Annotated in this window: 22 protein-coding genes, 1 tRNA gene and 1 pseudogene; 5 read left to right on the top strand and 19 right to left on the bottom strand. The window is 61.5% G+C overall.

Features of this window, described 5'->3' with window-relative positions; translation table 11 throughout:
• The 11 genes and pseudogenes from IAE38_RS02390 to thrS all read right to left on the bottom strand — a co-directional run bounded on the left by IAE38_RS02390 (position 1) and on the right by thrS (position 10093).
• Positions 1 to 1161: an ATP-binding protein gene (locus IAE38_RS02390; protein ID WP_201215634.1), complete on the bottom strand. Its 1161-nt coding sequence runs from the start codon at positions 1159 to 1161 to the stop codon at positions 1 to 3.
• A 913-nt stretch (positions 1162 to 2074) separates the two neighbouring features.
• A pseudogene (locus IAE38_RS02395) lies at positions 2075 to 2307 on the bottom strand (hypothetical protein).
• A 303-nt stretch (positions 2308 to 2610) separates the two neighbouring features.
• A tRNA-Pro gene (locus IAE38_RS02400) sits at positions 2611 to 2687 on the bottom strand.
• A gap of 111 nt (positions 2688 to 2798) precedes the next feature.
• Positions 2799 to 3155: a MerR family transcriptional regulator gene (locus IAE38_RS02405; RefSeq protein ID WP_014591553.1), complete on the bottom strand. Its 357-nt coding sequence runs from the start codon at positions 3153 to 3155 to the stop codon at positions 2799 to 2801.
• Complete coding sequence (gene ihfA / locus IAE38_RS02410) at positions 3136 to 3438, bottom strand: integration host factor subunit alpha (protein WP_003250679.1); 303 nt, start codon at positions 3436 to 3438, stop codon at positions 3136 to 3138. The genes IAE38_RS02405 and ihfA overlap by 20 nt, the downstream gene beginning before the upstream one ends.
• A gap of 4 nt (positions 3439 to 3442) precedes the next feature.
• A complete protein-coding gene (gene pheT, locus IAE38_RS02415) occupies positions 3443 to 5824 on the bottom strand; it encodes a phenylalanine--tRNA ligase subunit beta (RefSeq protein WP_201215635.1) in 2382 nt (793 codons plus the stop codon).
• A 30-nt stretch (positions 5825 to 5854) separates the two neighbouring features.
• Positions 5855 to 6871, bottom strand: a complete 1017-nt coding sequence (gene pheS / locus IAE38_RS02420) for a phenylalanine--tRNA ligase subunit alpha (protein ID WP_028633359.1) — start codon at positions 6869 to 6871, stop codon at positions 5855 to 5857.
• A 109-nt stretch (positions 6872 to 6980) separates the two neighbouring features.
• Positions 6981 to 7337 carry a 50S ribosomal protein L20 gene (gene rplT / locus IAE38_RS02425; RefSeq protein ID WP_003250671.1) on the bottom strand — a complete coding sequence of 119 codons (357 nt, stop codon included), beginning with the start codon at positions 7335 to 7337 and terminating at the stop codon, positions 6981 to 6983.
• A gap of 27 nt (positions 7338 to 7364) precedes the next feature.
• A complete protein-coding gene (rpmI, locus tag IAE38_RS02430) occupies positions 7365 to 7559 on the bottom strand; it encodes a 50S ribosomal protein L35 (protein ID WP_003250667.1) in 195 nt (64 codons plus the stop codon).
• 60 nt (positions 7560 to 7619) lie between these two features.
• Positions 7620 to 8171, bottom strand: coding sequence for a translation initiation factor IF-3 (gene infC / locus IAE38_RS02435; RefSeq protein ID WP_016499016.1), 552 nt, complete (start codon positions 8169 to 8171; stop codon positions 7620 to 7622).
• Positions 8171 to 10093: a threonine--tRNA ligase gene (thrS, locus tag IAE38_RS02440; protein ID WP_201215637.1), complete on the bottom strand. Its 1923-nt coding sequence runs from the start codon at positions 10091 to 10093 to the stop codon at positions 8171 to 8173. Before thrS ends, infC begins: the two co-directional genes overlap by 1 nt.
• Positions 10094 to 10423: 330 nt before the next feature.
• Between thrS and IAE38_RS02445 the strand changes: the two genes are divergently transcribed.
• Positions 10424 to 10729, top strand: coding sequence for a hypothetical protein (locus tag IAE38_RS02445; protein ID WP_028633361.1), 306 nt, complete (start codon positions 10424 to 10426; stop codon positions 10727 to 10729).
• A gap of 162 nt (positions 10730 to 10891) precedes the next feature.
• Positions 10892 to 11104 carry a cold-shock protein gene (locus IAE38_RS02450; RefSeq protein ID WP_028633362.1) on the top strand — a complete coding sequence of 71 codons (213 nt, stop codon included), beginning with the start codon at positions 10892 to 10894 and terminating at the stop codon, positions 11102 to 11104.
• Positions 11105 to 11196: 92 nt separating this feature from the next.
• Here IAE38_RS02450 and IAE38_RS02455 read toward each other — a convergent pair whose 3' ends face one another.
• Positions 11197 to 11517 (bottom strand): I78 family peptidase inhibitor, encoded by a 321-nt coding sequence (locus tag IAE38_RS02455; RefSeq protein ID WP_028633363.1) that lies wholly within the window; start codon positions 11515 to 11517, stop codon positions 11197 to 11199.
• A gap of 257 nt (positions 11518 to 11774) precedes the next feature.
• Here IAE38_RS02455 and IAE38_RS02460 point away from each other — a divergent pair, with 257 nt between their 5' ends.
• Positions 11775 to 11966 carry a hypothetical protein gene (locus IAE38_RS02460; protein ID WP_028633364.1) on the top strand — a complete coding sequence of 64 codons (192 nt, stop codon included), beginning with the start codon at positions 11775 to 11777 and terminating at the stop codon, positions 11964 to 11966.
• On the opposite strand, the gene IAE38_RS02465 is transcribed toward IAE38_RS02460, so the two are convergent.
• Genes IAE38_RS02465 through IAE38_RS02495 form a run of 7 tightly spaced genes read right to left on the bottom strand, consistent with a single transcriptional unit; the run spans position 11959 to position 18867 of the window.
• Positions 11959 to 12960 (bottom strand): nucleoside hydrolase, encoded by a 1002-nt coding sequence (locus IAE38_RS02465; RefSeq protein ID WP_201215638.1) that lies wholly within the window; start codon positions 12958 to 12960, stop codon positions 11959 to 11961. The two genes, IAE38_RS02460 and IAE38_RS02465, sit on opposite strands and share 8 nt — an antisense overlap.
• A 44-nt stretch (positions 12961 to 13004) precedes the next feature.
• Entirely contained in the window at positions 13005 to 13403 is a 399-nt protein-coding gene (gene rbsD, locus IAE38_RS02470) for a D-ribose pyranase (RefSeq protein ID WP_060483213.1), read from the bottom strand.
• Positions 13400 to 14308, bottom strand: coding sequence for a ribokinase (gene rbsK / locus IAE38_RS02475; protein WP_201162308.1), 909 nt, complete (start codon positions 14306 to 14308; stop codon positions 13400 to 13402). Before rbsK ends, rbsD begins: the two co-directional genes overlap by 4 nt.
• Before the next feature lie 9 nt (positions 14309 to 14317).
• Complete coding sequence (locus tag IAE38_RS02480; protein ID WP_201215639.1) at positions 14318 to 15340, bottom strand: LacI family DNA-binding transcriptional regulator; 1023 nt, start codon at positions 15338 to 15340, stop codon at positions 14318 to 14320.
• A gap of 4 nt (positions 15341 to 15344) precedes the next feature.
• The gene (locus IAE38_RS02485; protein WP_060483210.1) at positions 15345 to 16340 is read right to left on the bottom strand and encodes an ABC transporter permease; all 996 of its coding nucleotides are present in this window, start codon (positions 16338 to 16340) and stop codon (positions 15345 to 15347) included.
• A complete protein-coding gene (locus IAE38_RS02490; protein WP_201215640.1) occupies positions 16337 to 17890 on the bottom strand; it encodes a sugar ABC transporter ATP-binding protein in 1554 nt (517 codons plus the stop codon). Before IAE38_RS02490 ends, IAE38_RS02485 begins: the two co-directional genes overlap by 4 nt.
• A gap of 20 nt (positions 17891 to 17910) precedes the next feature.
• Complete coding sequence (locus IAE38_RS02495) at positions 17911 to 18867, bottom strand: sugar ABC transporter substrate-binding protein (RefSeq protein WP_201215641.1); 957 nt, start codon at positions 18865 to 18867, stop codon at positions 17911 to 17913.
• Between the two features lie 349 nt (positions 18868 to 19216).
• Between IAE38_RS02495 and IAE38_RS02500 the strand changes: the two genes are divergently transcribed.
• Together IAE38_RS02500 and IAE38_RS02505 are read left to right on the top strand one after the other, a co-directional pair.
• Entirely contained in the window at positions 19217 to 20305 is a 1089-nt protein-coding gene (locus tag IAE38_RS02500) for an asparaginase (RefSeq protein WP_201162316.1), read from the top strand.
• A gap of 205 nt (positions 20306 to 20510) precedes the next feature.
• On the top strand, positions 20511 to 21821 hold the full coding sequence (locus IAE38_RS02505) for a hypothetical protein (RefSeq protein WP_201215642.1): 1311 nt from the start codon (positions 20511 to 20513) through the stop codon (positions 21819 to 21821).
• The last annotated feature ends 1 nt before the right edge of the window (position 21822 follow it).

Below are 21822 nucleotides of genomic sequence, written 5' to 3' on the forward strand. Positions count from 1 at the left end.
TCAGTTCACCGGAATGCAGATGGTGAATACTGTGCCTTCCACAGCGGCCAGCACCCGGCCACCGTATCGAATCGACGGATTGAACTCCATAACCTCGTCACTTCCCTGGAAGGCCTGATGCAATGAAAGCCGCCCTGTGCGGACACGCACGAAAGCCTGGAGCTTGTTGAGTGCCTGGACGGCGTTATGCAGCCCCATACCTGAGGTTGGCGACTGTGGCTTAGAGGTGACGTGCTTCTTAAAACAATCAAGCGTGGCCTTAAGCTCAGCCTCTAGGCTCAGTGCCTCTAGGCTTTCCACAGGCCGCATCTCCTTGGCTGTCAGCCAACGACGTGCCAGCCCCGGGCCACTGTCGATCACTGAGATTTCCAGAAAATCCAACACATCTGCTTTCAGGTAGTGCCTCAGGATGAAGCGGGCCAGCTCGGGCTCGTTGTCTGAATACTCAAGCGCATCCTGACGACTCATTCGGTTGAGCTTGATGGAGGTACCGCGCAGCGCCTTCTTGTACTTGACCCCGTCGACATCCGTCACCGCGTGCTGGTCGGCGTTCGAAATCAGTTCCCAGAGCACACTACCCAGGGCAGGCAGTCCTGCTTTGAGCAGCGTCCCCCGATCCCCTCGTGCGTTCATCAGCATCGACGACTGATCAACCAGCGTTGAGAACCAGGACTTTGGTTGTACCTTGGGCGTGGCGTGCTCGAAGTAAAACGGCTTGATGAACTCACGCTTGGCGTGATTGACGCTGAAGAGGTTGATCACTGTAGGCCTGGCACCACGGGTGCCCGCGGTATAGCGCAGCTCACCTTCAAACATTGCATCGACCAGAGGTCTAATAGCGATCAGCGCTGCGCGTCGGTCGATGACCTGATGATCCTGCGCATGGACTTCACTGCACATGATCAATGCTGAAAACCCTGCAGCAGTCTGGGCCAGTTGCGTGATTTGCGTCATGGCATCGTCGCCGGCGGCTGCGTACAGGTGAAGAACCGTTTTTTCGCACGCACGTGCCCAAGTGACTATGAACTGAGCCAAAGCTGCGTCGACGCCCAAACCACCACCGTGGCTCATGCTGATGGGAAGCCTGAGGTTGGGATCGGTACCGTGCGACAGGTAAAGATCCTCGATCTCATAGATGTTGAGCTTTCGGCTGATTTGCATTCACGCCCCTCACATTCCGTCGTTGACCTAGCAGTATCGACTAATTCGAGCCGTCACTGCCATGACCTACTCTTTTGTTCCAGCACCGCGTCAGAACGGGCAGCACTCGCGGAAGACGCGGCAGACTCTACGCGATGCAGAAAAATTAGGCGACGACCTGAATCATCCAAAGCTGCTATTCAACAATGCAGTGCTTGTTACAGCACAAGCCCCATGGCTAGAGCTTCAATGGTCGCGTGGGGTGATGGGTCGGCGGAAACGGGGTTCACAGTTTGTGTGAGCTGCAGGCCTGCGTTCGGGCTGGCCAGTGTCAGCAGGCATCGTTTATGCGGCCATGGAGCCGCCGCAAGCGTGAACGATAATCCAACATTGAACTGCTATTGAAACGCCCCTCGGTTGCTGGTACCCGCCGCCCTCACGAATCCGCAGAAGACCAGAGGAAGCCAAACTAAAAGTGGGAGACCAGATAGGGACCAAAAACGTGCAGGCACAAAAAAGCCTCAATAAATTAGGGCTTTAATGAGAATTAGTGGCGGAAGCGTAGTGATTCAAACTCAGAATCAAAGATGAACCGCATGCCCCAACCTCGTGCTTGTAATCCAAGGGCCGAGTGGCTTGGCAGCAAAACTTGCCGGCATCAGTTGCCGTGTACTGACGATCCGTTCCACATGGATGCCGACCTGATGGTGATCGGTCCGCAGGGTAACCTAGTGGAGTTACTTGCTGCTATAGAATAGACGCTGAGCCAGAGCACGCAGAATGAGCCTGGCTAATACGGATCACATAGCGAGGACTTTTCTTTCACTCAATTTTCACGGCTCCATAGGGACAATCATGTTATCCCTACGTGATAGACCTTGCCCGCCTAGCAGCGGGCTTTCTTCTGCCGTGCAGAATGCGAAAGCACGTGACCTCACCCGTGCCCTACCAGACGACTCCCTTCAGCATCTTCCTGGCTATTCCGACTTGCACAGGCATACTCCGCCTCCGCTTGGGTGGGGCAGTTCAAAACAGCGGTGTATTGCCATAGGTATCGTAGAGATCGTAGCCAGCACCAAGGACGGCTGGGACGCCGATACGGCGGGGAAACTGCTCTTTCTCTTGTGGCATGGCGGGAATCACAACAAAGCGTGTCTGCATGACCATAGCAGTCCTTTAGCATTAGTCCCTTTGTAAGAAAGCATCAAGGTAACTCATAGCGGACTGGCTTCGAGATGTCTCCATGAAGAGGTGCTCGTGGACAGAGCACTGCTGGAGGTTCATGCCAGGCTGCCACGCACCGTCCGCACGCAGTTGTTCATTGGGATTTATGAGCACTCAAGCCTGCCGCGGATTTAGCGCTTTCTCCGAGTAGGGGTATAAGTAGGGGTATTTCTGGGTGACCTGGATTTTTCACCGCCCATAAAAAAATCCAGTCACCGCTAAGTGACTGGATTCTTTGGAGTTTTTTGGTCGGGACGGAGTGATTCGAACACTCGACCCCTTGCACCCCATGCAAGTGCGCTACCGGGCTGCGCTACGCCCCGACTGGGCTTTGAAGCATGTTCCCCTTACCGCTGAGAACGATGAAGAAGATACCCTAACCTTTTGATTAATGGAAGCTTTTTTTCAAAAAATTCCATCACCCGCCATCAAGGTCACTTCTTCAACACCACCAACACATCCTCCAACTCAACAATCATCTGCCGAATCAGCTGCTTGTACTGGCTTGACTCATCCTTCACCTCATCACTGGAAAGCCGCAACCGCGCCCCGCCAATGGTGAAGCCCTGGTCGTACAGCAGGGCGCGGATCTGGCGGATCATCAGCACGTCTTGGCGCTGGTAATACCGCCGGTTGCCCCGCCGCTTCACAGGGTTGAGTTGGTCGAACTCCTGCTCCCAATACCGCAGCACGTGCGGCTTAACGGCGCAAAGTTCGCTCACTTCACCAATGGTGAAGTACCGTTTGCCCGGGATGGGGGGCAGTTCGTCGTTATGGCTTGGTTCCAGCATAGGCCTCAACCCGGGCCTTTAACTTCTGCCCTGGACGAAAGGTGACGACGCGCCGTGCGGTGATCGGGATTTCTTCCCCGGTTTTGGGGTTGCGGCCCGGCCGCTGGCGTTTGTCGCGAAGGTCGAAGTTACCGAAACCCGATAGCTTCACCTGCTCGTTCTCTTCAAGTGCGTGCCGAATTTCTTCGAAAAACAGCTCGACCAGCTCCTTGGCCTCACGCTTGTTAAGCCCCAGCTCCTCGTACAGCCTTTCGGCCATCTCAGCTTTCGTCAGAGCACCCATGCCGTTATTTCCTTAACGTGGTGTTCAACCTTTGTTCTAGCGAGGTGAGGATGTTCTGCAGGGTAGTGTTCACCTCATCGTCGTTAAGAGTGCGCGATGGATGCTGCCAGGTCAAGCCGACCGCCAGGCTTTTTCTATCAGGATCAATACCTTTACCCTGGTACACATCAAACAGCCTGAGGTCTGTGAGCCATTCGCCTGCATTGTCACGAATTACGTCAAGCACGTCCTGAGAAGCTACATCACGTCCTGCAATTAACGCCAGGTCACGACGGGTTTCCGGGAACTTGGACAGTTCGCTGAATGTGGGCAGGCGGCCTTCCACTACATGGGCCAGCACCAGCTCGAACACGAACACCGGGCGGTCCAGGTCCAGGGCTTTGGCGAGCTCTGGGTGGATGGCGCCAAGGTAACCGACCAGCTTGCCGTCGCGCTGAATTTCCGCGGTTTGGCCTGGGTGCAGGGCGGGGTGTTTGCCGGCGGCGAAGGTGAAGTCGCTGAGGGCACCGGAGTAGCCCAGCAGGGCTTCCACGTCGGCCTTCACGTCGAAGAAGTCGATGCTGTCGCGGCCGTTGGCCCAGCCTTCTGGCAGGCGGCTGCCGGTGACTACGCCGGCGATCATCGGTTCTTGCTGCAGGTCACCCAGCTGGCCGACGAAGCGCAGGCCGCTTTCGAACAGGCGCACGCGGTCTTGCTGGCGGTTCAGGTTGTGCTGCAGTGCCTTCACCAGGCCCGGCCACAACGAGGCGCGCATGGCGGCCATGTCGTTGGAGATGGGGTTGGCCAGCAGCAGCGGCTGCACGCCGGGGCTGAACAGCTCGAACAGTTTCGGGTCGATGAAGCTGTAGGTGATGGCTTCCTGGTAACCGCGGGCGACCATCAGGCGGCGCAGGGTGGGCAGCTCGCCACGGGTTTCGGGGCGGGCTTGCGGGGCCAGGCGGGCCTGCGGGTAGCGCACGGGCAGGTTGTTGTAACCGTACAGGCGGGCCAGCTCTTCGATCAGGTCGACTTCCAGGCTGATGTCGAAGCGATGGCTTGGCACGGTGACGGTCCACTGCCCTGCCCCGTCGGCCTGGATGCCGAGGCCGAGGTTGGTGAGCAGTTGCTCGACCTGGGCCGGGTCCATGTCCATGCCGAGCATCTGGGCAATGCGGTCGGCGCGCAGGGTCACCGGGGCCACGTTGGGCAGGTGCTGCTCGCTGACGGCTTCGACGATGGGGCCGGCTTCGCCGCCCACAATCTCCAGCAACAGGGCGGTGGCGCGCTCCATGGCTTCGCGAGCCAGGTGCGAGTCTACGCCGCGCTCGTAGCGGTGCGAGGCATCGGTGTGCAGGCCGTAGGAACGGGCTTGACCGGCGACGGAAATCGGCTCGAAGAAGGCGCTTTCCAGGAACAGGTCGCGGGTTTTTTCGGTGTTCACGCCGCTGTGCTCGCCACCCATCACGCCGGCAATGGCCAAGGCGCGGGTGTGGTCGGCAATCACCAAGGTGTCGGCGCGCAGGGCCACTTCCTGGCCGTCGAGCAGCACCAGCTTTTCGCCCTCTTCGGCCATGCGTACGCGGATGCCGCCATTGATTTCTGCCAGGTCGAAGGCATGCATCGGCTGGCCGAGTTCGAGCATCACGTAGTTGGTGATGTCGACGGCGGCGTCGATGCTGCGCACGTCGCTGCGGCGCAGGCGCTCGACCATCCACAGCGGGGTGGGCTTGCTGAGGTCGACGTTGCGGATGACGCGGCCCAGGTAACGCGGGCAGGCAGCCGGTGCGCTGACATCGACCGGGCGCACTTCGTCGTGGGCGGCCACCACGGCAGGCACCAGCGGGCGAGTGACGGGCACGTCGTACAGGGCGCTGACGTCGCGGGCCAGGCCGGCGATGGACAGGCAGTCACCACGGTTGGGGGTGAGGCCGATCTCGATGCTGGCGTCGTCCAGGCTCAGGTACTGGCGGATGTCGTCGCCTACCGGGGCGTCGGCTGCCAGTTCCAGCAGGCCGTCGTTTTCTTCGCTGATCTGCAGCTCGGCGGCCGAGCAGAGCATGCCGAACGACTCCACGCCGCGCAGCTTGGCCTTCTTGATCTTGAAGTCGCCTGGCAGTTCGGCACCGATCATGGCGAACGGGATCTTGATGCCTGGGCGGGCGTTGGGGGCGCCGCACACCACCTGGAAGGTGCCTTGGCCGTTGCTCACTTGGCACACGCGCAGCTTGTCGGCGTCCGGGTGTTGTTCGGTGGATAGGATTTCGCCTACCACAATGCCGGTGAACTGGCCGGCAGCGGGGGTTACGCTGTCGACTTCAAGGCCGGCCATGGACAGGCGGGCAACCAGTTCATCACGGGAGACTTGCGGGTTTACCCAACCGCGCAGCCACTGTTCACTGAATTTCATGCTGTTCTCCTAGAATGTGCGTCGATGGGCCTAGCGGAATTGGGCAAGGAACCGCAGGTCGTTATCGAAGAACAGACGCAAATCGTTGACGCCATACCGCAACATGGCCAGGCGCTCGGCGCCCATGCCGAAGGCGAAGCCCTGGAACTCTTCTGGGTCGATGCCAGACATGCGCAGCACGTTCGGGTGCACCATGCCGCAGCCCATCACTTCGAGCCAGCCGGTTTGCTTGCACACGCGGCAGCCTTTGCCGGAACACATCACGCACTGGATGTCCACTTCGGCGGACGGCTCGGTGAAGGGGAAGAACGACGGGCGGAAACGCACGGCCAGTTCTTTTTCGAAGAACACCCGCAGGAACTCTTCGATGGTGCCCTTGAGGTCGGCGAAGTTGATGCCGCGGTCGATCAGCAGGCCTTCAACCTGGTGGAACATCGGCGAATGGGTGATATCGGAGTCGCAGCGGTATACGCGGCCCGGGCAGACGATGCGAATCGGCGGCTGGGTGGACTCCATGGTGCGTACCTGTACCGGCGAGGTGTGGGTGCGCAGCAGCATGTTGGCGTTGAAGTAGAAGGTGTCGTGCATCGCCCGCGCCGGGTGGTGGCCGGGGATGTTGAGCGCTTCGAAGTTGTGGTAGTCGTCTTCCACCTCGGGCCCTTCGGCAATGCCGTAGCCAATGTGGGTGAAGAACTGCTCGATGCGCTCGAGTGTACGGGTGATGGGGTGCAGGCCACCGGTGGCCTGGCCACGGCCTGGCAGGGTAACATCAATGCACTCGGCAGCCAGGCGCGCGCTGAGCTCGGCCTCTTCGAAGGCGGCCTTGCGTGCGTTGAGCACCACGGTGACGCGCTCTTTGGCGTCGTTGATCAGCGCACCCACTTTGGGGCGCTCTTCGGCTGGCAGGTTGCCCAGGGTCTTCATCACCTGGGTCAGCTCGCCTTTCTTGCCGAGATAATTGACCCGGATCTGTTCCAGGGCATTGATGTCTTCAGCGCGCTCCACGGCCTCCAGGGCTTGGGAGACCAGCGCATCCAGGTTTTCCATGTACAGACTCCAGATACGAAAATAGGGGAAGAGCTTTGAAGGCTCTTCCCCTATCGATGACGTTCAATGCCCGGCGACGCTAGCGCCGCCGGGTGATTGTCGCGGGTACTTAAGCCAGAACGGCTTTAGCTTTCTCGACAATCGCAGCAAACGCCGCTTTTTCGTTCACTGCCAGATCGGCCAGAACCTTACGGTCGATTTCGATCGAAGCCTTTTTCAGGCCAGCAATCAGACGGCTGTAGGACAGACCGTTGGTGCGGGCACCGGCGTTGATACGAGCGATCCACAGTGCGCGGAACTGACGCTTCTTCTGGCGACGGTCGCGGTAGGCGTATTGGCCTGCCTTGATGACCGCTTGCTTGGCTACGCGGAATACGCGCGAGCGTGCACCGTAGTAACCTTTAGCCAGTTTCAGAATTTTCTTGTGACGCTTACGAGCGATGACGCCACGCTTAACACGAGCCATGAGTAACTTCCTCTATCTTAACCAGAATTAACGAACGCGCAGCATGCGCTCGACTTTTGCCACGTCAGACGGGTGCAGCAAGCTGGCACCGCGCAGTTGACGCTTACGCTTGGTCGACATTTTGGTCAGGATGTGGCTCTTGAAAGCGTGCTTGTGCTTGAAGCCCGAAGCTGTCTTCAGGAAGCGCTTCGCAGCACCGCTCTTGGTTTTCATTTTTGGCATGTTGGAACTCCGCATTCGATAAAATTACACATAATCATCAGGCCTGCCGTGCCCGGGAGATTACTTCTTTTTCTTGGGGGCGATGACCATCATAAGCTGGCGTCCTTCCATCTTCGGATGCTGCTCAACGGTGCCGTATTCAAGCAGGTCAGCTTCAACCCGCTTCAACAGCTCCATGCCCAGCTCCTGGTGGGCCATCTCACGACCACGGAATCTCAGAGAGATCTTGGCCTTGTCCCCATCGGTAAGGAAACGTACCAGGTTGCGTAGTTTTACCTGGTAATCCCCATCCTCCGTCCCTGGACGAAACTTGATTTCTTTGATCTGGATTTGCTTCTGGTTTTTCTTGGCTTCGTTGGCCTGCTTCTTCTTCTCGAAGAGGTGCTTGCCGTAGTCCATGACCTTGCAGACAGGCGGTACCGCGTCTGCAGAGATTTCTACCAGGTCCAGCTTCGCTTCATCAGCGATACGCAGCGCTTCATCAATCGAGACGATGCCAACCTGCTCGCCGTCTGCGCCAATTAACCGAACCTCGCGGGCCGAGATATTCTCGTTGATCGGGGCCTTCGGTACAGCACGCTTATCGTTTCTCATTTCACGCTTAATAGTCATTACTCCGATTCTTGGCGACCACGCCGGGAAACCGCTTGTGTCAGAAGCTCAGCGAATTGCGCGACGGGCATGGAGCCCAGGTCTGCGCCTTCACGAGTACGCACGGCTACGGTTTGCGTTTCGACTTCGCGGTCCCCTATAACCAAAAGGTACGGGACCTTGAGCAAAGTATGCTCGCGGATTTTAAAGCCGATCTTCTCATTTCTCAAGTCCGACTTGGCACGGAAACCGCTACCGTTCAGAGATTTCTCCACTTCAAGGGCGAAATCGGCCTGTTTGTCGGTGATGTTCATGATCACGGCCTGGGTAGGTGCCAGCCACGCCGGGAACACGCCCGCGTAGTGCTCGATGAGCATACCGATGAAGCGCTCGAACGAACCGAGGATGGCGCGGTGCAGCATCACCGGGCGCTTGCGGGCGTTGTCTTCGGCGATGTAGCTGGCGTCCAGGCGCTCGGGCAGGTTCGGGTCGTACTGCAGGGTACCGCACTGCCAGTTACGGCCCAGGCAGTCGCGCAGGGTGAACTCGATCTTGGGCCCGTAGAAAGCGCCCTCGCCCGGCTGGTATTCCCATTCCAGGCCCGACTCGTTCAGGGCGTCGGCCAGTGCACCTTCGGCACGGTCCCACAGCTCTTCGGAGCCCACACGTTTGGCCGGGCGGGTGGACAGCTTCATGGCGACGTCGGTGAAGCCGAAGTCCTTGTACACATCCAGGGTCAGCTTGATGAAGTCGGCGGCTTCTTTCTTTACCTGTTCTTCGGTGCAGAAGATGTGCGCGTCGTCCTGCACAAAGCCACGTACGCGCATGATGCCGTGCAAGGCACCGGAGGGCTCGTTACGGTGGCAGGCACCGAACTCGGCCAGGCGCAGCGGCAGGTCGCGGTAGCTTTTCAGGCCCTGGTTGAACACCTGCACGTGGCACGGGCAGTTCATCGGTTTTACCGCGTAGTCACGGCTTTCCGACGAGGTGGTGAACATGTTCTCGGCGTAGTTGGACCAGTGGCCGGAACGCTCCCACAGAATACGGTCGACCACTTGCGGGGTCTTGATTTCCTGGTAGCCGTTTTCGCGCTGCACGGCGCGCATGTACTGCTCCAGCACCTGGTACACGGTCCAGCCGTTGGCGTGCCAGAACACCATGCCCGGGGCTTCTTCCTGCAGGTGGAACAGGTCGAGCTGCTTGCCGATTTTGCGGTGGTCGCGTTTTTCGGCTTCTTCGATGCGTTGGATGTAGGCCGCCAGCTGCTTCTTGTCAGCCCAGGCGGTGCCGTACACACGTTGCAGCTGCTCGTTCTTGGCATCGCCACGCCAGTAGGCGCCGGACAGCTTGGTCAGCTTGAACGCTTTCAGGAAGCGCGTGTTCGGCACGTGCGGGCCACGGCACATGTCGACGTATTCTTCGTGATAGTACAGGCCCATGGCCTGCTCGTCGGGCATGTCTTCGACCAGGCGCAGCTTGTAGTCTTCGCCACGGGCGGTGAACACATCAATGACTTCGGCACGCGGGGTCATCTTCTTGATGACGTCGTAGTCCTTCTCGATCAGCTGCTGCATGCGCTTTTCGATGGCGGCCAGGTCATCAGGGGTGAAGGGGCGTTCGAAGGCGATGTCGTAATAGAAGCCTTCGTCGATCACCGGGCCGATCACCATCTTGGCGGTCGGGTACAGCTGTTTCACCGCGTGGCCGACCAGGTGGGCGCACGAGTGACGGATGATCTCCAGTCCCTCTTCATCTTTAGGGGTGATGATCTGCAGCTTGGCGTCGTTCTGAATGAGGTCGCAGGCATCGACCAGCTTGCCGTCGACCTTGCCGGCCACGGTGGCCTTGGCCAGGCCGGCGCCGATGGAAGCGGCAACTTCAGCTACGGACACGGAATGATCGAACGAACGTTGACTGCCATCGGGAAGAGTAATAGTGGGCATGGCGCCTCCTCTCCTAGTGGTGACCCCTACCAAAGGTCACGTGGGTTGGGATGAGCCAGTACAAGATCCGACCTGCCTTCCGTTGACGGGAAGCCTGCCTCACAGTGGCAGAAGCCTTTCGGCTTGCGAGGGACGAACCAGATGACTGGAAAAAACAGCTACAGGCTGCATGCTGTTAGCTGCGAGCCGAGCATGCTAGCACGCACCTCTTGCGCCAGGCAGATTTATTTGGAAATTGCAGTTTCAGGTGAACTTACCCGGTAAGTCTCCTATCAGACTTTCGGAAGCAACCTACTCTTGATGAGAACCAACCCCAAGGAGTAACCGGTTATGCGAGTTCCGTCTCTTCTGGCCCTGGCGGCCGCTGGCGCACTGCTGCTGCCAATGGCTGCGAACGCTGGCAATTTCCCTGCCGGCAAGGAGGGTGCCTACATGGCCCAATGCACGCAGGTGGCCAGCGGCCAGGGCGTTGACGCCGCCGCGGCGAAAAAGCACTGCGAATGTGGCGCGCAAGCGATCAAGAAAAATTTCAGCGACAAAGAAATTGCTGACCTAGACAGCAAGGATGGCGTGGACGCCAAGCTGATGCAGCGGGCGCAGAGCGTTGTGCAGCAAGCCTGCGCACCTAAAAGCTGAAGCCCTGCCGCCAGCGCAATCGACCCGTTGATTGCGCTGGATCAACATCCGGCTCAGGTAAAAGGCGCTAGATGCGCAGAATTAGACTATGATGTACATCGTGCTCCGTAGCCTCGGCCGCATTGCACCACCGAAAATACTAAATGTTCTGGAGATTCACCCATGTCCAATCGCCAAACCGGCACCGTCAAATGGTTCAATGATGAGAAAGGCTTCGGCTTCATCACCCCAGCAGGCGGCGGCGACGACCTGTTCGTTCACTTCAAGGCCATCGAATCTGACGGCTTCAAGAGCCTGAAAGAAGGCCAGACTGTTTCCTTCGTCGCCGAGCGCGGCCAGAAGGGCATGCAGGCTGCACAGGTTCGTCCGGAGTAATTCGGATAGCTGTAAAAAAACCCGCCCTTGTGGCGGGTTTTTTTTGGGCTGCTGCTGGCTGCCTTGGAAGCCAGGCAGCCAAGTGTTAAGGGTTAACCGCAGTTCACGCGGGTAACACGCCCCTGCTCGTCCACGTTCAGGTTCAAGCGCTCGGAGCGGTATTCCAGCGTAACCACGTCATGCGGCTTCAGGATACGGGCCATCTGCGAGCCACTGGCCTTGCGCGCCTGCTCCAGCAGCTCGGGGCTGCCTTGCTTGCCAACGGCAAAATCGGCACCGCTGGCCTCGCAGCGGCCGTCGTTGCCAGCCGGTGCCGCCGGCGCCTGGGTGCCACCAGCATCACCGCCAGTGCTGCAACCCGCCAGCACACCAGCCACCGCCAGGGTTGCCAACAAAGCACGGGTACGGAACATGAAGCCTCCTAGATCGAATGGGAACTGCCTGATCCGACCATCGCACCAGGAATTCGTTGCAAAACCGCCCAAGTCTGCCTGAACGCCCCGAGCCAGGCGCGGCATAATCGTGACCGAATTTTACCGCTACAACCAAAGGCCCCTTGGTTTGCCCTGCAAAGTCATGATTTACTTTAAGAAGTGAAGGCATAGTGCCTCCTGCGAATACCAGGGTCCGGTGTTCGTTTTTTCGTCCAGGCCGCAAGCGAGAGCCTTCCATGAGCAGCCACAGCATCGATGCCGACATCAAGGTCAAATGGGCGGAGGGCCAGAGCGCGTACAGCCCCGGCACCCCGGAAGAACTGCTGCTGATCGCCGTCGACCTGCTGGTGCGTGACCGTGGCGGCGAAGCGGCGCGCAGCTTTATCGACCAGGTGGTCGAGCGCTACGCGCCCCGCCCCGCTACTTGAGGCGTGCCAGGCGCTCGGCCAGCAGGTCGAACAGGCCCTGGGCGTCACCCTCTTCCACCCACATCACATTGGCAGGTTGCTTGAGCACGCCGTACCAGTCGGCAACCGTCTGGCCGAAGGTGGGCCCTTCGCGGCTGTCGACACTCATGTGAATGCGCCGGCCGCTGAACATCTGCGGCTTCAGCAGGTAGGCGATCACGCTGGCATCATGCACCGGGCCGCCCGGCATGCCATACAGCTGCATGTCATGGGTAATGTAGGCATTGAGTATGTCTACTACGCGCTTGCTGGCCTGGGTATTCACGGCCGCCAGTTGCTTGAGGCGCGCTTCGCTGGTCAATAGCTTGTGGGTCACATCCAGCGGCAGGTAGGTCAGCTGCACGCCACTGGCCAGCACCACCTGCGCGGCATGGGGGTCTGCGTACAGGTTGAATTCTGCAACCGGCGTGATATTACCGCCGTTGAAGTGCGCACCGCCCATTACCACCACTTCCTTGATGCCCTGGGCAATCTCTGGCCGCTGGATCAGCGCCAGTGCCAGGTTGGTCTGCGGGCCGAGCATGGCCACCGTGATGCTGTGGGGCTTGGCCGCGCCCAACGTGTCTACCAGGTACTGCACCGCATTGCCCGCCGCCAGGGGCTTGGCCGGCTCGTGCACCTGCACGCCGGTGATGCCCTCCTCCCCGTGCACTTCGGCAGCGTAGATGGGCGCGCGTACCAGCGGCCGGCCAGCACCGGCATACACCGGGATATCCTCGCGGGCCGCCCACTCACGGGCCAGCCGGGCATTGCGCGAGGTTTTTTCCAGCCGCACGTTGCCAGCCACCGTGGTGATGGCGCGGACCTTGAGTTCATCCGGCGACGCCATGGCCAGGAACAGCGCCACCACATCGTCCGCACCGGGGTCTGTGTCGATGATCAGGTCGATGGGGGCGGCTTGAACGGTCGAAGCTGCGGCCATGAAGGCGATACCTTGTAGCAGGGGTTTCAGCATGATGATGGCACTCCTGTTGCCGATGGGTTATGGCTAGCCAGGGCTCAGAATGTGACCCCGGAGATCAGTGCAATATTGCTGTAGGGCTGGCATTCGCCAGTGCGCACGATGGCGCGGGCACTGCGCGACAGCACCTTGAAGGCCTCGTGGTCCAGCCATTCACGCTTGCCCAGTTTGCCTTTCAGGCGCTCGATTTCCACCAGCGCCGGGGGTACCACCGTCTGCATTTCCTCGGCCAGCACGTGGCGCTCCACCTGCAATTCGCTCAACACCACCCGCAAAACGCTGGCAAAGTCAGGCAGGCCGGGCGTGACTGCCAGGTCAATCAGCTCCACCCCGGGTGGCACCGGCAGGCCGGCATCGCCGATCACCAGGATATCGCCATGCCCCATGCCCGCAATGGTGCGGGACAGGGCGACGTTCAGCAGTGGCGTCTTCTTCATGGCGCTACCTCGGCCAGATGGGGAATGGAGGGTTGGGCCCCGGCGCGGGTCACCGACAGCGCAGCGGCGCGCTGGCCGAACGCAATGGCATCGCCCTCCTCCAGCCCGCGCACCAGGCCGGCCGCGAAGCCACCAATGAAGGTGTCACCGGCAGCCGTGGTGTCCAGCGGCTGCACCACCGGCGCCGGGTAGTGCTGGTGCCCGTCAGCGCTTACCCGCAGCGCGCCCTGCGCGCCAAGGGTGATGATCACCTTGCCAGCGCCCAGCGCCAGCAGCCGCTCACCTGCCTGTAGCGCGCTGGCCTGGTCGTTGACCGGTATGCCGGTCAGCGCCTCGGCCTCGCTTTCGTTGGGCGTGAGGTAGTTGATGTGCGGGTACCACGGTGCCGGCAGCGGGCCACTGGCAGGCGCCGGGTTGAGGATGACCTGCTTGCCCAGCTCATATGCCCTGGCCAGGGTCCAGGCGACCGTCTCCAGCGGCACTTCCAGCTGGCAGATCACCACTTCGGCAGCTTGCAGCAGCGCGTCGAAGCGCTGAACCGCCTGCGGTGTCAGCAAGCCGTTGCCGCCCGGGATGATGACGATGCAGTTCTGGCTGGCCGCATCCACGGTAATCAGCGCCACGCCACTGGACACGCCCGGGCAGGTGATCACGCCCTGGCAATCGATACCCTCGGCCGCCAGGCCGTCCCGCAGTTGCTGGCCGTAGCCGTCATCGCCCACACTGCCGACCATGGCCACGCTGCCGCCCAGCCGCGCCACCGCGACGGCCTGGTTGGCACCCTTGCCGCCCGGGGCGGTAAAAAAACGGTCGCCGGCCAGCGTCTCACCAGGCCGGGGCAGGCGCTGGGCGCGCGCCACCAGGTCCATGTTCAAACTGCCGACTACCACCACCTTCGCACTCATGACATTTCCTTAGCGGTGATCGTTGAACAAATCCGGGCGCGGCCCGGTGGATTCGCGCAGCACAATGCGCGGGGCCACGATGCGTTGCTCCGCCTGGCCAACACGCGGCGCAACGATACGCGCCAGCAGCAGCGACGCGGCGCTCTCGCCCAGTTCGCGGATGGACTGGCCGACCGTGGTCAAGGGTGGATACACGTAGCGGCTGAGTTCGATATCGTCAAAACCGATCACCGACAGTTCGGCAGGTACGCTGACGTTGCGTTCAGCCGCCGCGCGCAATACGCCAAACCCGATCATGTCGTTACCGGCGAAGATGGCCGTGGGCCGCTTGCCTTCGAGCAGGGCCGCGGCGGCGGCATGGCCACCCGGGCTGGTGAAATCGCAGTGCTGCACACGGCCGGGCATTACCGGCACCCCGGCCTCGCCCATGGCGCGATGGAAGCCGCCCAGGCGCAGTTGGGTCACCCCGGTGTGCGCCGGGCCGCCGATGTAGGCGATATCGCGGTGGCCCAGCTCCAGCAGGTGCCGGGTGGCCAGATAGGCGCCCTGTTCGTGGTCGATGCGCACCAGGTCGGCATCCACGCCTTCAAGCTCGCGGTCGACGATCACCATCGGCGTGCGCACGCCGGCCAGGCTCTGCAGCAGGTCGTCGTCCTGGCCTACCGAGCCGACTACCAGCCCGTCGATGCGCTTTTCCAGCAGCACGCGCAGGTAGTTGCGCTGCTTTTGCGGGTTGTCGTCCGAGTTGCACAAAATCACGCAGTAGCCGTTGCGCTCGCAGGCATCCTCGATGCCCCGGGCCAGCTCGGCAAAGTACGGGTTGACGCTGTTGGGCACCAGCAGGCCGATGGTGGCGGTGCTGCGCGCTTTCAGCGAGCGCGCCACGGCGCTGGGCACGTAGTCCAGCTGGCGGATCGCGTCTTCGACCTTCTGCCGCACCGGCTCGCTGACGGGCCGGGTTTTGTTCAGCACATGGGACACGGTGGTGTAGGAAATACCGGCCAGCGCTGCGACATCTTTGATGGTTGCCATGTTGTCAGGTCCGCCGGGCTGCACGCCGGCTGCGGTAAGTGTCGAGCACCACGGCGATGACGATGACCGCCCCGGTGATGATGCGTTTGGTCGGCTCACTGGCGCCAATTTGTGCCAGGCCTGCGGCCAGCACCGAAATGATCAGCACCCCGAAGAACGTACTGATGACCGAGCCGCGCCCGCCCATCAGGCTGGTACCGCCGATCACCACGGCGGCGATCACCTGCAGCTCCAGGCCGGAGCCGGCGTTGGGGTCGGCCGCCTCCAGGCGCGACACCTGGAACAGCGCCGCCAGGCCGGCCAGCAGGCCCATCAGGGCGAACACCAGCACTTTATAAGGGCGCGGGTCGATACCGGCCAGGCGCACGGCTTCTTCGTTGGTACCGATGCCGATCAGGTAGCGGCCGAACACCGTACGGGTCAGTACCAGCTGGGCCAGCACGATCACCAGCAAGGCGATGATGAAGGAAGGCGAGATGCCAAAGGCCACAGGGTTGGAAAACCAGGCGTAGGTATCGCCGATGTACGCGGTGCGCGAATCGGTGAGCTGGTAGGCCAGCCCACGGGCCATCTCCAGCACGCCCAGCGAAACGATGAACGAGGGAATGCGCCACGCCACGGTCACGGCACCGGTCACGCTGCCGGCCAGGGCAGCCACCGCCATGCCCAGCAGCGCGGCGGGCACCATGCCCCAGCCCCACCCCAGAATGGCCACGCTGACCGTGGACGCCGCCAGGGCCAGCACCGAGCCCACCGACAGGTCGATACCGCCGATGATCAGCACGAAGGTCATGCCCACCGCCAGCACCATCAGGTCGGGGATCTGGTTGGCCAGGGTGCTGAAGGTGTTATACGACCAGAAATGGCTGCTCAGGAACGAGAACAGCACGATCATCGCCAGCAAGGCGCCGGCGAGGCCCAGGTAGGTACCCAGGCCCAGGTAGGTACCGCTGCGGCGCGCCGGGGCAGCGCCTTGGTTGTCGAGCGGGGTGGTTTTCATGCATCCATCCTGGGAGCTGCGCTGTGCAGCATTGCGTCACGTTTCTGATAACCGGCAAAGGCCGCGGCCAGCAGTTGGTCCTGGCTCCAGCGCTCGCGCTCGAAGGTGTCTATGAGGCGCCCGGCCGATAACACGGCGATGCGGTCACAAATCAGCATCAGCTCGCGCAGGTCGCTGGACACCACTACCAGCGCCTTGCCCTGGCGGGCCAGCGCTGCCAGCAGGCCATAGATGTCGAACTTGGCCCCCACATCGATGCCGCGGGTGGGCTCGTCGAACAGCAGCACCTGGCAGTCGCGCTCCAGCCAGCGGCCTATCACCACCTTCTGCTGGTTACCGCCCGACAACTCGCCCACCACCTGATGCGGGCCGGCACTGCGAATGCGCATGGCCTGGATCTGCCGCTCGGCCAAGGCGCGCTCGGCATCCGCGTTCAGCACGCCGGCGGTGGAAACCGCGCCCAGGTTGCCCAGGGCAATGTTCGCGCTGATCGACTGGGTCAGCAGCAGGCCCTCGCCCTTGCGGTCTTCGGTGATCAAGGCGATGCCGGCCTTGACTGCAGCCTTGGGTGAATCGATGCTCACCCGCTGCGGCGGCTGGCCCAGGGCAACGCTGCCACTGTCGGCCGCGTCTGCGCCGTAGATCAGGCGCAGCAGTTCGGTACGCCCGGCGCCGATCAGGCCGGAGATACCAAATATCTCCCCTGCCCGCACCTCGAACGACACATCGCGCACCTTGTCGCCACGGCTCAGGTTGTTCACCTGCAGCAGCGGCGCCCCCAGCTGCCGCTGGCCCAGGTCGATGTGCTCGCCCAGCTCACGCCCCACCATCAGGTTGACCAACTGGTCGCTGGTATAGCGCTGAATGGGCTCATCGCACACCAGCTTGCCGTCGCGCAGCACCACGATGCGCTGGGCCACCTGTTGCAGTTCTTCGAGCCGGTGGGAGATGTAGACGATGGCCACACCACGCTGGCGCAGGCGCTCGATCTGGGTGAACAGCAGCTCCACCTCGCGCGCCGTTAGCATGGCGGTGGGCTCGTCCAGAATCAGCACGTGGCAGTCGCCGATCAGGTTGCGGGCGATCTCGACCATCTGCTGGTGGCCAATGCCCAACTCGCCGACCGGCGTGTCTGGGTCGATGGCATCCAGGCCCACCTGTGCCATGGCGGCGCTGGCCAGTTGGCGCAGGCGTTTGTGGTTGACCCAGCCAAAGCGGCTGGGCAGGTTGTCCAGAAACAGGTTTTCGGCCACGGTCAGGGTGGGCAGCAGGTTCAGCTCCTGCATCACCATGCGCACGCCCAGGCGCTCGGCGTCGCTGCGGCTGGCCGGCGCATAGGGCTGGCCACGGTACTGCATGTGCCCGGTGGTGGGGGTTTCCAGGCCACTGATGAGCTTGGACAAGGTGCTTTTGCCGGCGCCGTTCTCACCCGTCAGGGCCAGCACCTCGCCAGCGCGCAGGGTCAGGCTGACCTCGCCCAGCACCGGCTGGGCGTAGGTTTTGCCAAGGCCGCTGGCGGTCAGCACCACGTGTTGGGCCGATGCAGACATGGCCGTCTCTCCTGGCAGCATCAGGGCTGTTTGGTGATCAGTTCGACCGGGGTCTGGATGACGTTGTCGGCATCCACATCGGGCTTCTCGCCCTTGACCATTTTCAGCGCCGCCTGAATACCGAACACCGCCTGCTGGCTGGCCGCCTGGTCCAGGGTGGCCAGTACGCGGCCATCGGCGATCATGGGCTTGATGGCGTTGATGTTGTCATAGCCCACCACTTTCACTTGGCCAGCCTTGCCGGCAGCGCGCACGGCAGACACGGCGCCCAGGGCCATGCTGTCGTTGCCGGCCAGCAAGGCCTTCAGGTCGGGGTATTCGTTGAGCATGGAGGCCGCGACCGCATTGCCCTTGTCGATTTCCCAGTTGCCGCTTTGCACCGACACGATCTTCATCTGTGCGGCGTCCATCGCATCCTTGAAGCCGGCAGTACGCTGCTGGGCGTTGGTGGTGGTAGACACGCCTTCGATGATGCCCACCTGGTCGCCGGCATTGAGCTGTTTGGCCAGATAGTCGCCCACCATGCGGGCGCCCTTGCGGTTGTCGGGGCCTACGAACGGCACGCTGATGCCTTTGCTCTTGAGCAGCTCAGGGTCCAGGCGGTTGTCGATGTTGATCACCACTACGCCCTGGTCCATGGCTTTTTTCACCGCCGACACCAGTGCCTTGGAATCGGCAGGGGCAATTACCAGCGCCTTGGCGCCGGCGTTGACCATTTGTTCAACGATGCGGATCTGTTCGCCGGTGTCGGTTTCGTTCTTGATGCCGTTGGCAACCAGGTCGAATTCGCCAGCGTGGGCTTTCTGGTAGTCCTTGGCGCCGTCTTCCATGGTGCGGAAGAACTCGTTGGCCAGGGACTTCATCACCAGGGCGACCTTGGGCTTGTCTTCTGCGTGGGCGGCAGACAACGGCAGGGCCATGGACAGGGAGGTTACAGCGGCAATGGCCAGCAAGCGGCCGGGGAATGGCAGTTTCATGGACGATGACTCCGAATCTTGTGTTTTTTATCGGAAAGCAAACGTTTGCGTTGGCTAACTATGAGAACAAGACCTAGTTTTGTCAATTGCGTTTGGTGGTAACCCTGCATGGCCGATTATCCAGACTTTTTCCGAAAAGCCGAACACCTTTTCCTACGCGTGTTCGGGATTGCGAATGGAATACTCGTACATCACAGGGCTGGCAACGGGGTGGGATTACGCGTACAGCGCGCCAATCGCGACCCGGGCAGGCCCTGCGCACGCAGCGCAGACACGGCTGGTACGAAACATGCCTGAAGCTCTGCGCGACTCATAACGACCATCTCAATAGGAAGAGAGAACAAGAACGATGAATGCCGCATTGAAAACCTTCGCCCCCAGCGCACTCGCCCTGCTGCTGATCCTGCCCGCCACCGCTTCAGCCAAGGAAGCCGAAGCCCAACAGAAACTGGCCAACGTGGTCATCCTCGCCACCGGCGGCACCATTGCCGGGGCCGGCGCCAGCGCTGCCAACAGCGCCACCTACCAGGCCGCCAAGCTGGGCATCGACAAACTGATCGCCGGCGTACCGGAACTGGCTGATGTCGCCAACGTGCGCGGAGAACAGGTGATGCAGATTGCCTCGGAAAGCATTTCCAACGAAGACCTGCTGAAACTGGGCAAGCGCGTGGCGGAACTGGCCGACAGCAAGGACGTGGATGGCATCGTCATCACCCACGGCACCGACACTCTGGAAGAAACCGCCTACTTCCTGAACCTGGTGGAAAAAACCGACAAACCCATCGTGGTGGTGGGCTCGATGCGCCCCGGTACCGCCATGTCGGCTGACGGCATGCTCAACCTGTACAACGCCGTGGCCGTGGCCAGTGACAAGCAGTCCCGCGGCAAGGGCGTACTGGTTACCCTCAACGACGAGATCCAGTCGGGCCGGGACGTGAGCAAGGCAGTGAACATCAAGACCGAAGCCTTCAAGAGCGCCTGGGGCCCGATGGGCATGGTGGTGGAAGGCAAGTCCTATTGGTTCCGCCTGCCGGCCAAGCGCCACACGCTGGATTCGGAGTTCGACATCAAGCAGATCAGCAGCCTGCCCCAGGTGGACATCGCCTATGGCTACGGTAACGTGACCGACACGGCGTACAAGGCGCTGGCGCAAAACGGTGCCAAGGCGCTGATCCATGCAGGTACTGGCAACGGTTCGGTGTCGTCGCGGGTGGTGCCGGCGCTGCAGGAGCTGCGCAAGAACGGCGTGCAGATCATTCGTTCGTCCCACGTCAACCAGGGTGGTTTCGTGCTGCGCAATGCCGAGCAGCCGGATGACAAGAACGACTGGGTGGTGGCGCATGACCTGAACCCGCAAAAGGCGCGCATTCTGGCGATGGTGGCCATGACCAAGACCCAGGACAGCAAGGAATTGCAGCGCATCTTCTGGGAGTACTAATGCCCGGGGGCCGCAAGGCGGCCCCAACTTCCCCGCCTATGGCCAGCGTATACAAACACCCTGGCAGCCTCACACAAGACACCCCTCCCCCAAACACGCCCTAATACGCCATCGCTGCCAACTGCGATGGCCGCTCGCCAGATGCGAGCGGTTCCCGTATAACAAGCGCGCCGTACAGGCAGCCAAAAACAAGAGGGATGTGCAAATGGTCAAACCGCAATCGCTGTGCAGCCTGGCCCTGGCAGGTTTGCTGGCCAGCCAGGCGGCCGCCGCCTACGAGCTGTACGCCGATGACGACACCCACCTCAACGCCGACATGCTGGCCGTGTGGGGCATGTTCAACAGCCGCAAGAACTATGACGGCACCACCGGCGGCTCTACCTGGCGCGAAGGTTTCATCAAGTACGGCATCAGCGGCGACCAGGGCCTGGCAGGCAATGGCACCTTGTACGGCGCGTTGAACTGGGTAAGCTCGGGTACCTGGGGCGACGGTGATGCGGCCGGCAACACCCTAGGCACCGAACGCACCACCAAAACCGAAGAAGCCTACCTGGGCTGGCGCTCCGGCGACCTGTTCCCGGTGCTGGGCAAGGACGGCGTGGACGTTTCCGCCGGCCGCCAGGTGGTGCGCCTGGGCAGCGGTTTTCTGATCAACGACGACGGCCCCAACCTGGGCAAGGGCCCAGCCGATGGCGCCCTGAACCGTGGCGGCGCCTTTTACCTGGCCGCACGCCACGCCTTTGACCGCACCGCCGTGCTGCGCCTGGGCGGCAAGGACGGCCTGCATGGCAGCGTGGTGTGGCTGAAGTCCGATAACCGTGCCCAGGCCGAAACCGAACTGGGCGCCGGCACCCTGGACTACACCAACGAACTGGGCACCGTGGGGCTCACCTGGATTCACGGCATCGATGTGGCCGACCAGTGGGCCAGCGAGTTCCAAAAAGCCCGCGAAGGCATGAACGTCTACAGCGTGCGCGGCGAAGGCAGCGCCGGCATCGAAAACGCCAGTTTCGGCTTCGAATACGCCTGGCAGGACAAAGACAACGGCCCGGAAAAAGCCTGGTACCTGCAGGCCGCCTACACCTTTGCCGACGCGCCTTGGGCGCCGCAGCTCACCTACCGCTACACACGCTATTCGGCAGGCTGGGACTCGCTGTTCAGCGGCCTGTCGAGCGGTTACGGCACCTGGTTCCAGGGTGAGGTTGCTGCCAACTACGCCGGGCCGTTCAACAGCAACACCGGCATCCACCACGTGGGGCTGAAGGCCACCCCGCTGGAAAACGTCACGGTCGGTGCGCTGTACTTCGACTTCAACACTGTCAGCACGCGCAACCGCCTGAACCTCGACGCCCGTGAGCTGGACCTGTACGTGGAATGGGCCGTGAACCAGCACCTGATCATCAGCCCGCTGGTGGGCCTGTACCAGCCGCGCAAGGATGAAAGCAATGGTGGCAACCAGGTTGGGGGCAACGGCACCAACGTGTACAGCCAGCTGACAGTTGCCGTGCCGTTCTGAG

This window comes from Pseudomonas sp. S32 (assembly GCF_016648095.1).
GTDB lineage: Bacteria > Pseudomonadota > Gammaproteobacteria > Pseudomonadales > Pseudomonadaceae > Aquipseudomonas > Aquipseudomonas parafulva.

Coding starts and splice junctions, on each gene's coding strand:
- IAE38_RS02390 (WP_201215634.1), bottom strand. CDS start 1,161: ATGCAAATCAGCCGAAAGCTCAACATCTATGAGATCGAGGATCTTTAC.
- IAE38_RS02405 (WP_014591553.1), bottom strand. CDS start 3,155: ATGCTGGAACCAAGCCATAACGACGAACTGCCCCCCATCCCGGGCAAA.
- ihfA (WP_003250679.1), bottom strand. CDS start 3,438: ATGGGTGCTCTGACGAAAGCTGAGATGGCCGAAAGGCTGTACGAGGAG.
- pheT (WP_201215635.1), bottom strand. CDS start 5,824: ATGAAATTCAGTGAACAGTGGCTGCGCGGTTGGGTAAACCCGCAAGTC.
- pheS (WP_028633359.1), bottom strand. CDS start 6,871: ATGGAAAACCTGGATGCGCTGGTCTCCCAAGCCCTGGAGGCCGTGGAG.
- rplT (WP_003250671.1), bottom strand. CDS start 7,337: ATGGCTCGTGTTAAGCGTGGCGTCATCGCTCGTAAGCGTCACAAGAAA.
- rpmI (WP_003250667.1), bottom strand. CDS start 7,559: ATGCCAAAAATGAAAACCAAGAGCGGTGCTGCGAAGCGCTTCCTGAAG.
- infC (WP_016499016.1), bottom strand. CDS start 8,171: ATGACTATTAAGCGTGAAATGAGAAACGATAAGCGTGCTGTACCGAAG.
- thrS (WP_201215637.1), bottom strand. CDS start 10,093: ATGCCCACTATTACTCTTCCCGATGGCAGTCAACGTTCGTTCGATCAT.
- IAE38_RS02445 (WP_028633361.1), top strand. CDS start 10,424: ATGCGAGTTCCGTCTCTTCTGGCCCTGGCGGCCGCTGGCGCACTGCTG.
- IAE38_RS02450 (WP_028633362.1), top strand. CDS start 10,892: ATGTCCAATCGCCAAACCGGCACCGTCAAATGGTTCAATGATGAGAAA.
- IAE38_RS02455 (WP_028633363.1), bottom strand. CDS start 11,517: ATGTTCCGTACCCGTGCTTTGTTGGCAACCCTGGCGGTGGCTGGTGTG.
- IAE38_RS02460 (WP_028633364.1), top strand. CDS start 11,775: ATGAGCAGCCACAGCATCGATGCCGACATCAAGGTCAAATGGGCGGAG.
- IAE38_RS02465 (WP_201215638.1), bottom strand. CDS start 12,960: ATGCTGAAACCCCTGCTACAAGGTATCGCCTTCATGGCCGCAGCTTCG.
- rbsD (WP_060483213.1), bottom strand. CDS start 13,403: ATGAAGAAGACGCCACTGCTGAACGTCGCCCTGTCCCGCACCATTGCG.
- rbsK (WP_201162308.1), bottom strand. CDS start 14,308: ATGAGTGCGAAGGTGGTGGTAGTCGGCAGTTTGAACATGGACCTGGTG.
- IAE38_RS02480 (WP_201215639.1), bottom strand. CDS start 15,340: ATGGCAACCATCAAAGATGTCGCAGCGCTGGCCGGTATTTCCTACACC.
- IAE38_RS02485 (WP_060483210.1), bottom strand. CDS start 16,340: ATGAAAACCACCCCGCTCGACAACCAAGGCGCTGCCCCGGCGCGCCGC.
- IAE38_RS02490 (WP_201215640.1), bottom strand. CDS start 17,890: ATGTCTGCATCGGCCCAACACGTGGTGCTGACCGCCAGCGGCCTTGGC.
- IAE38_RS02495 (WP_201215641.1), bottom strand. CDS start 18,867: ATGAAACTGCCATTCCCCGGCCGCTTGCTGGCCATTGCCGCTGTAACC.
- IAE38_RS02500 (WP_201162316.1), top strand. CDS start 19,217: ATGAATGCCGCATTGAAAACCTTCGCCCCCAGCGCACTCGCCCTGCTG.
- IAE38_RS02505 (WP_201215642.1), top strand. CDS start 20,511: ATGGTCAAACCGCAATCGCTGTGCAGCCTGGCCCTGGCAGGTTTGCTG.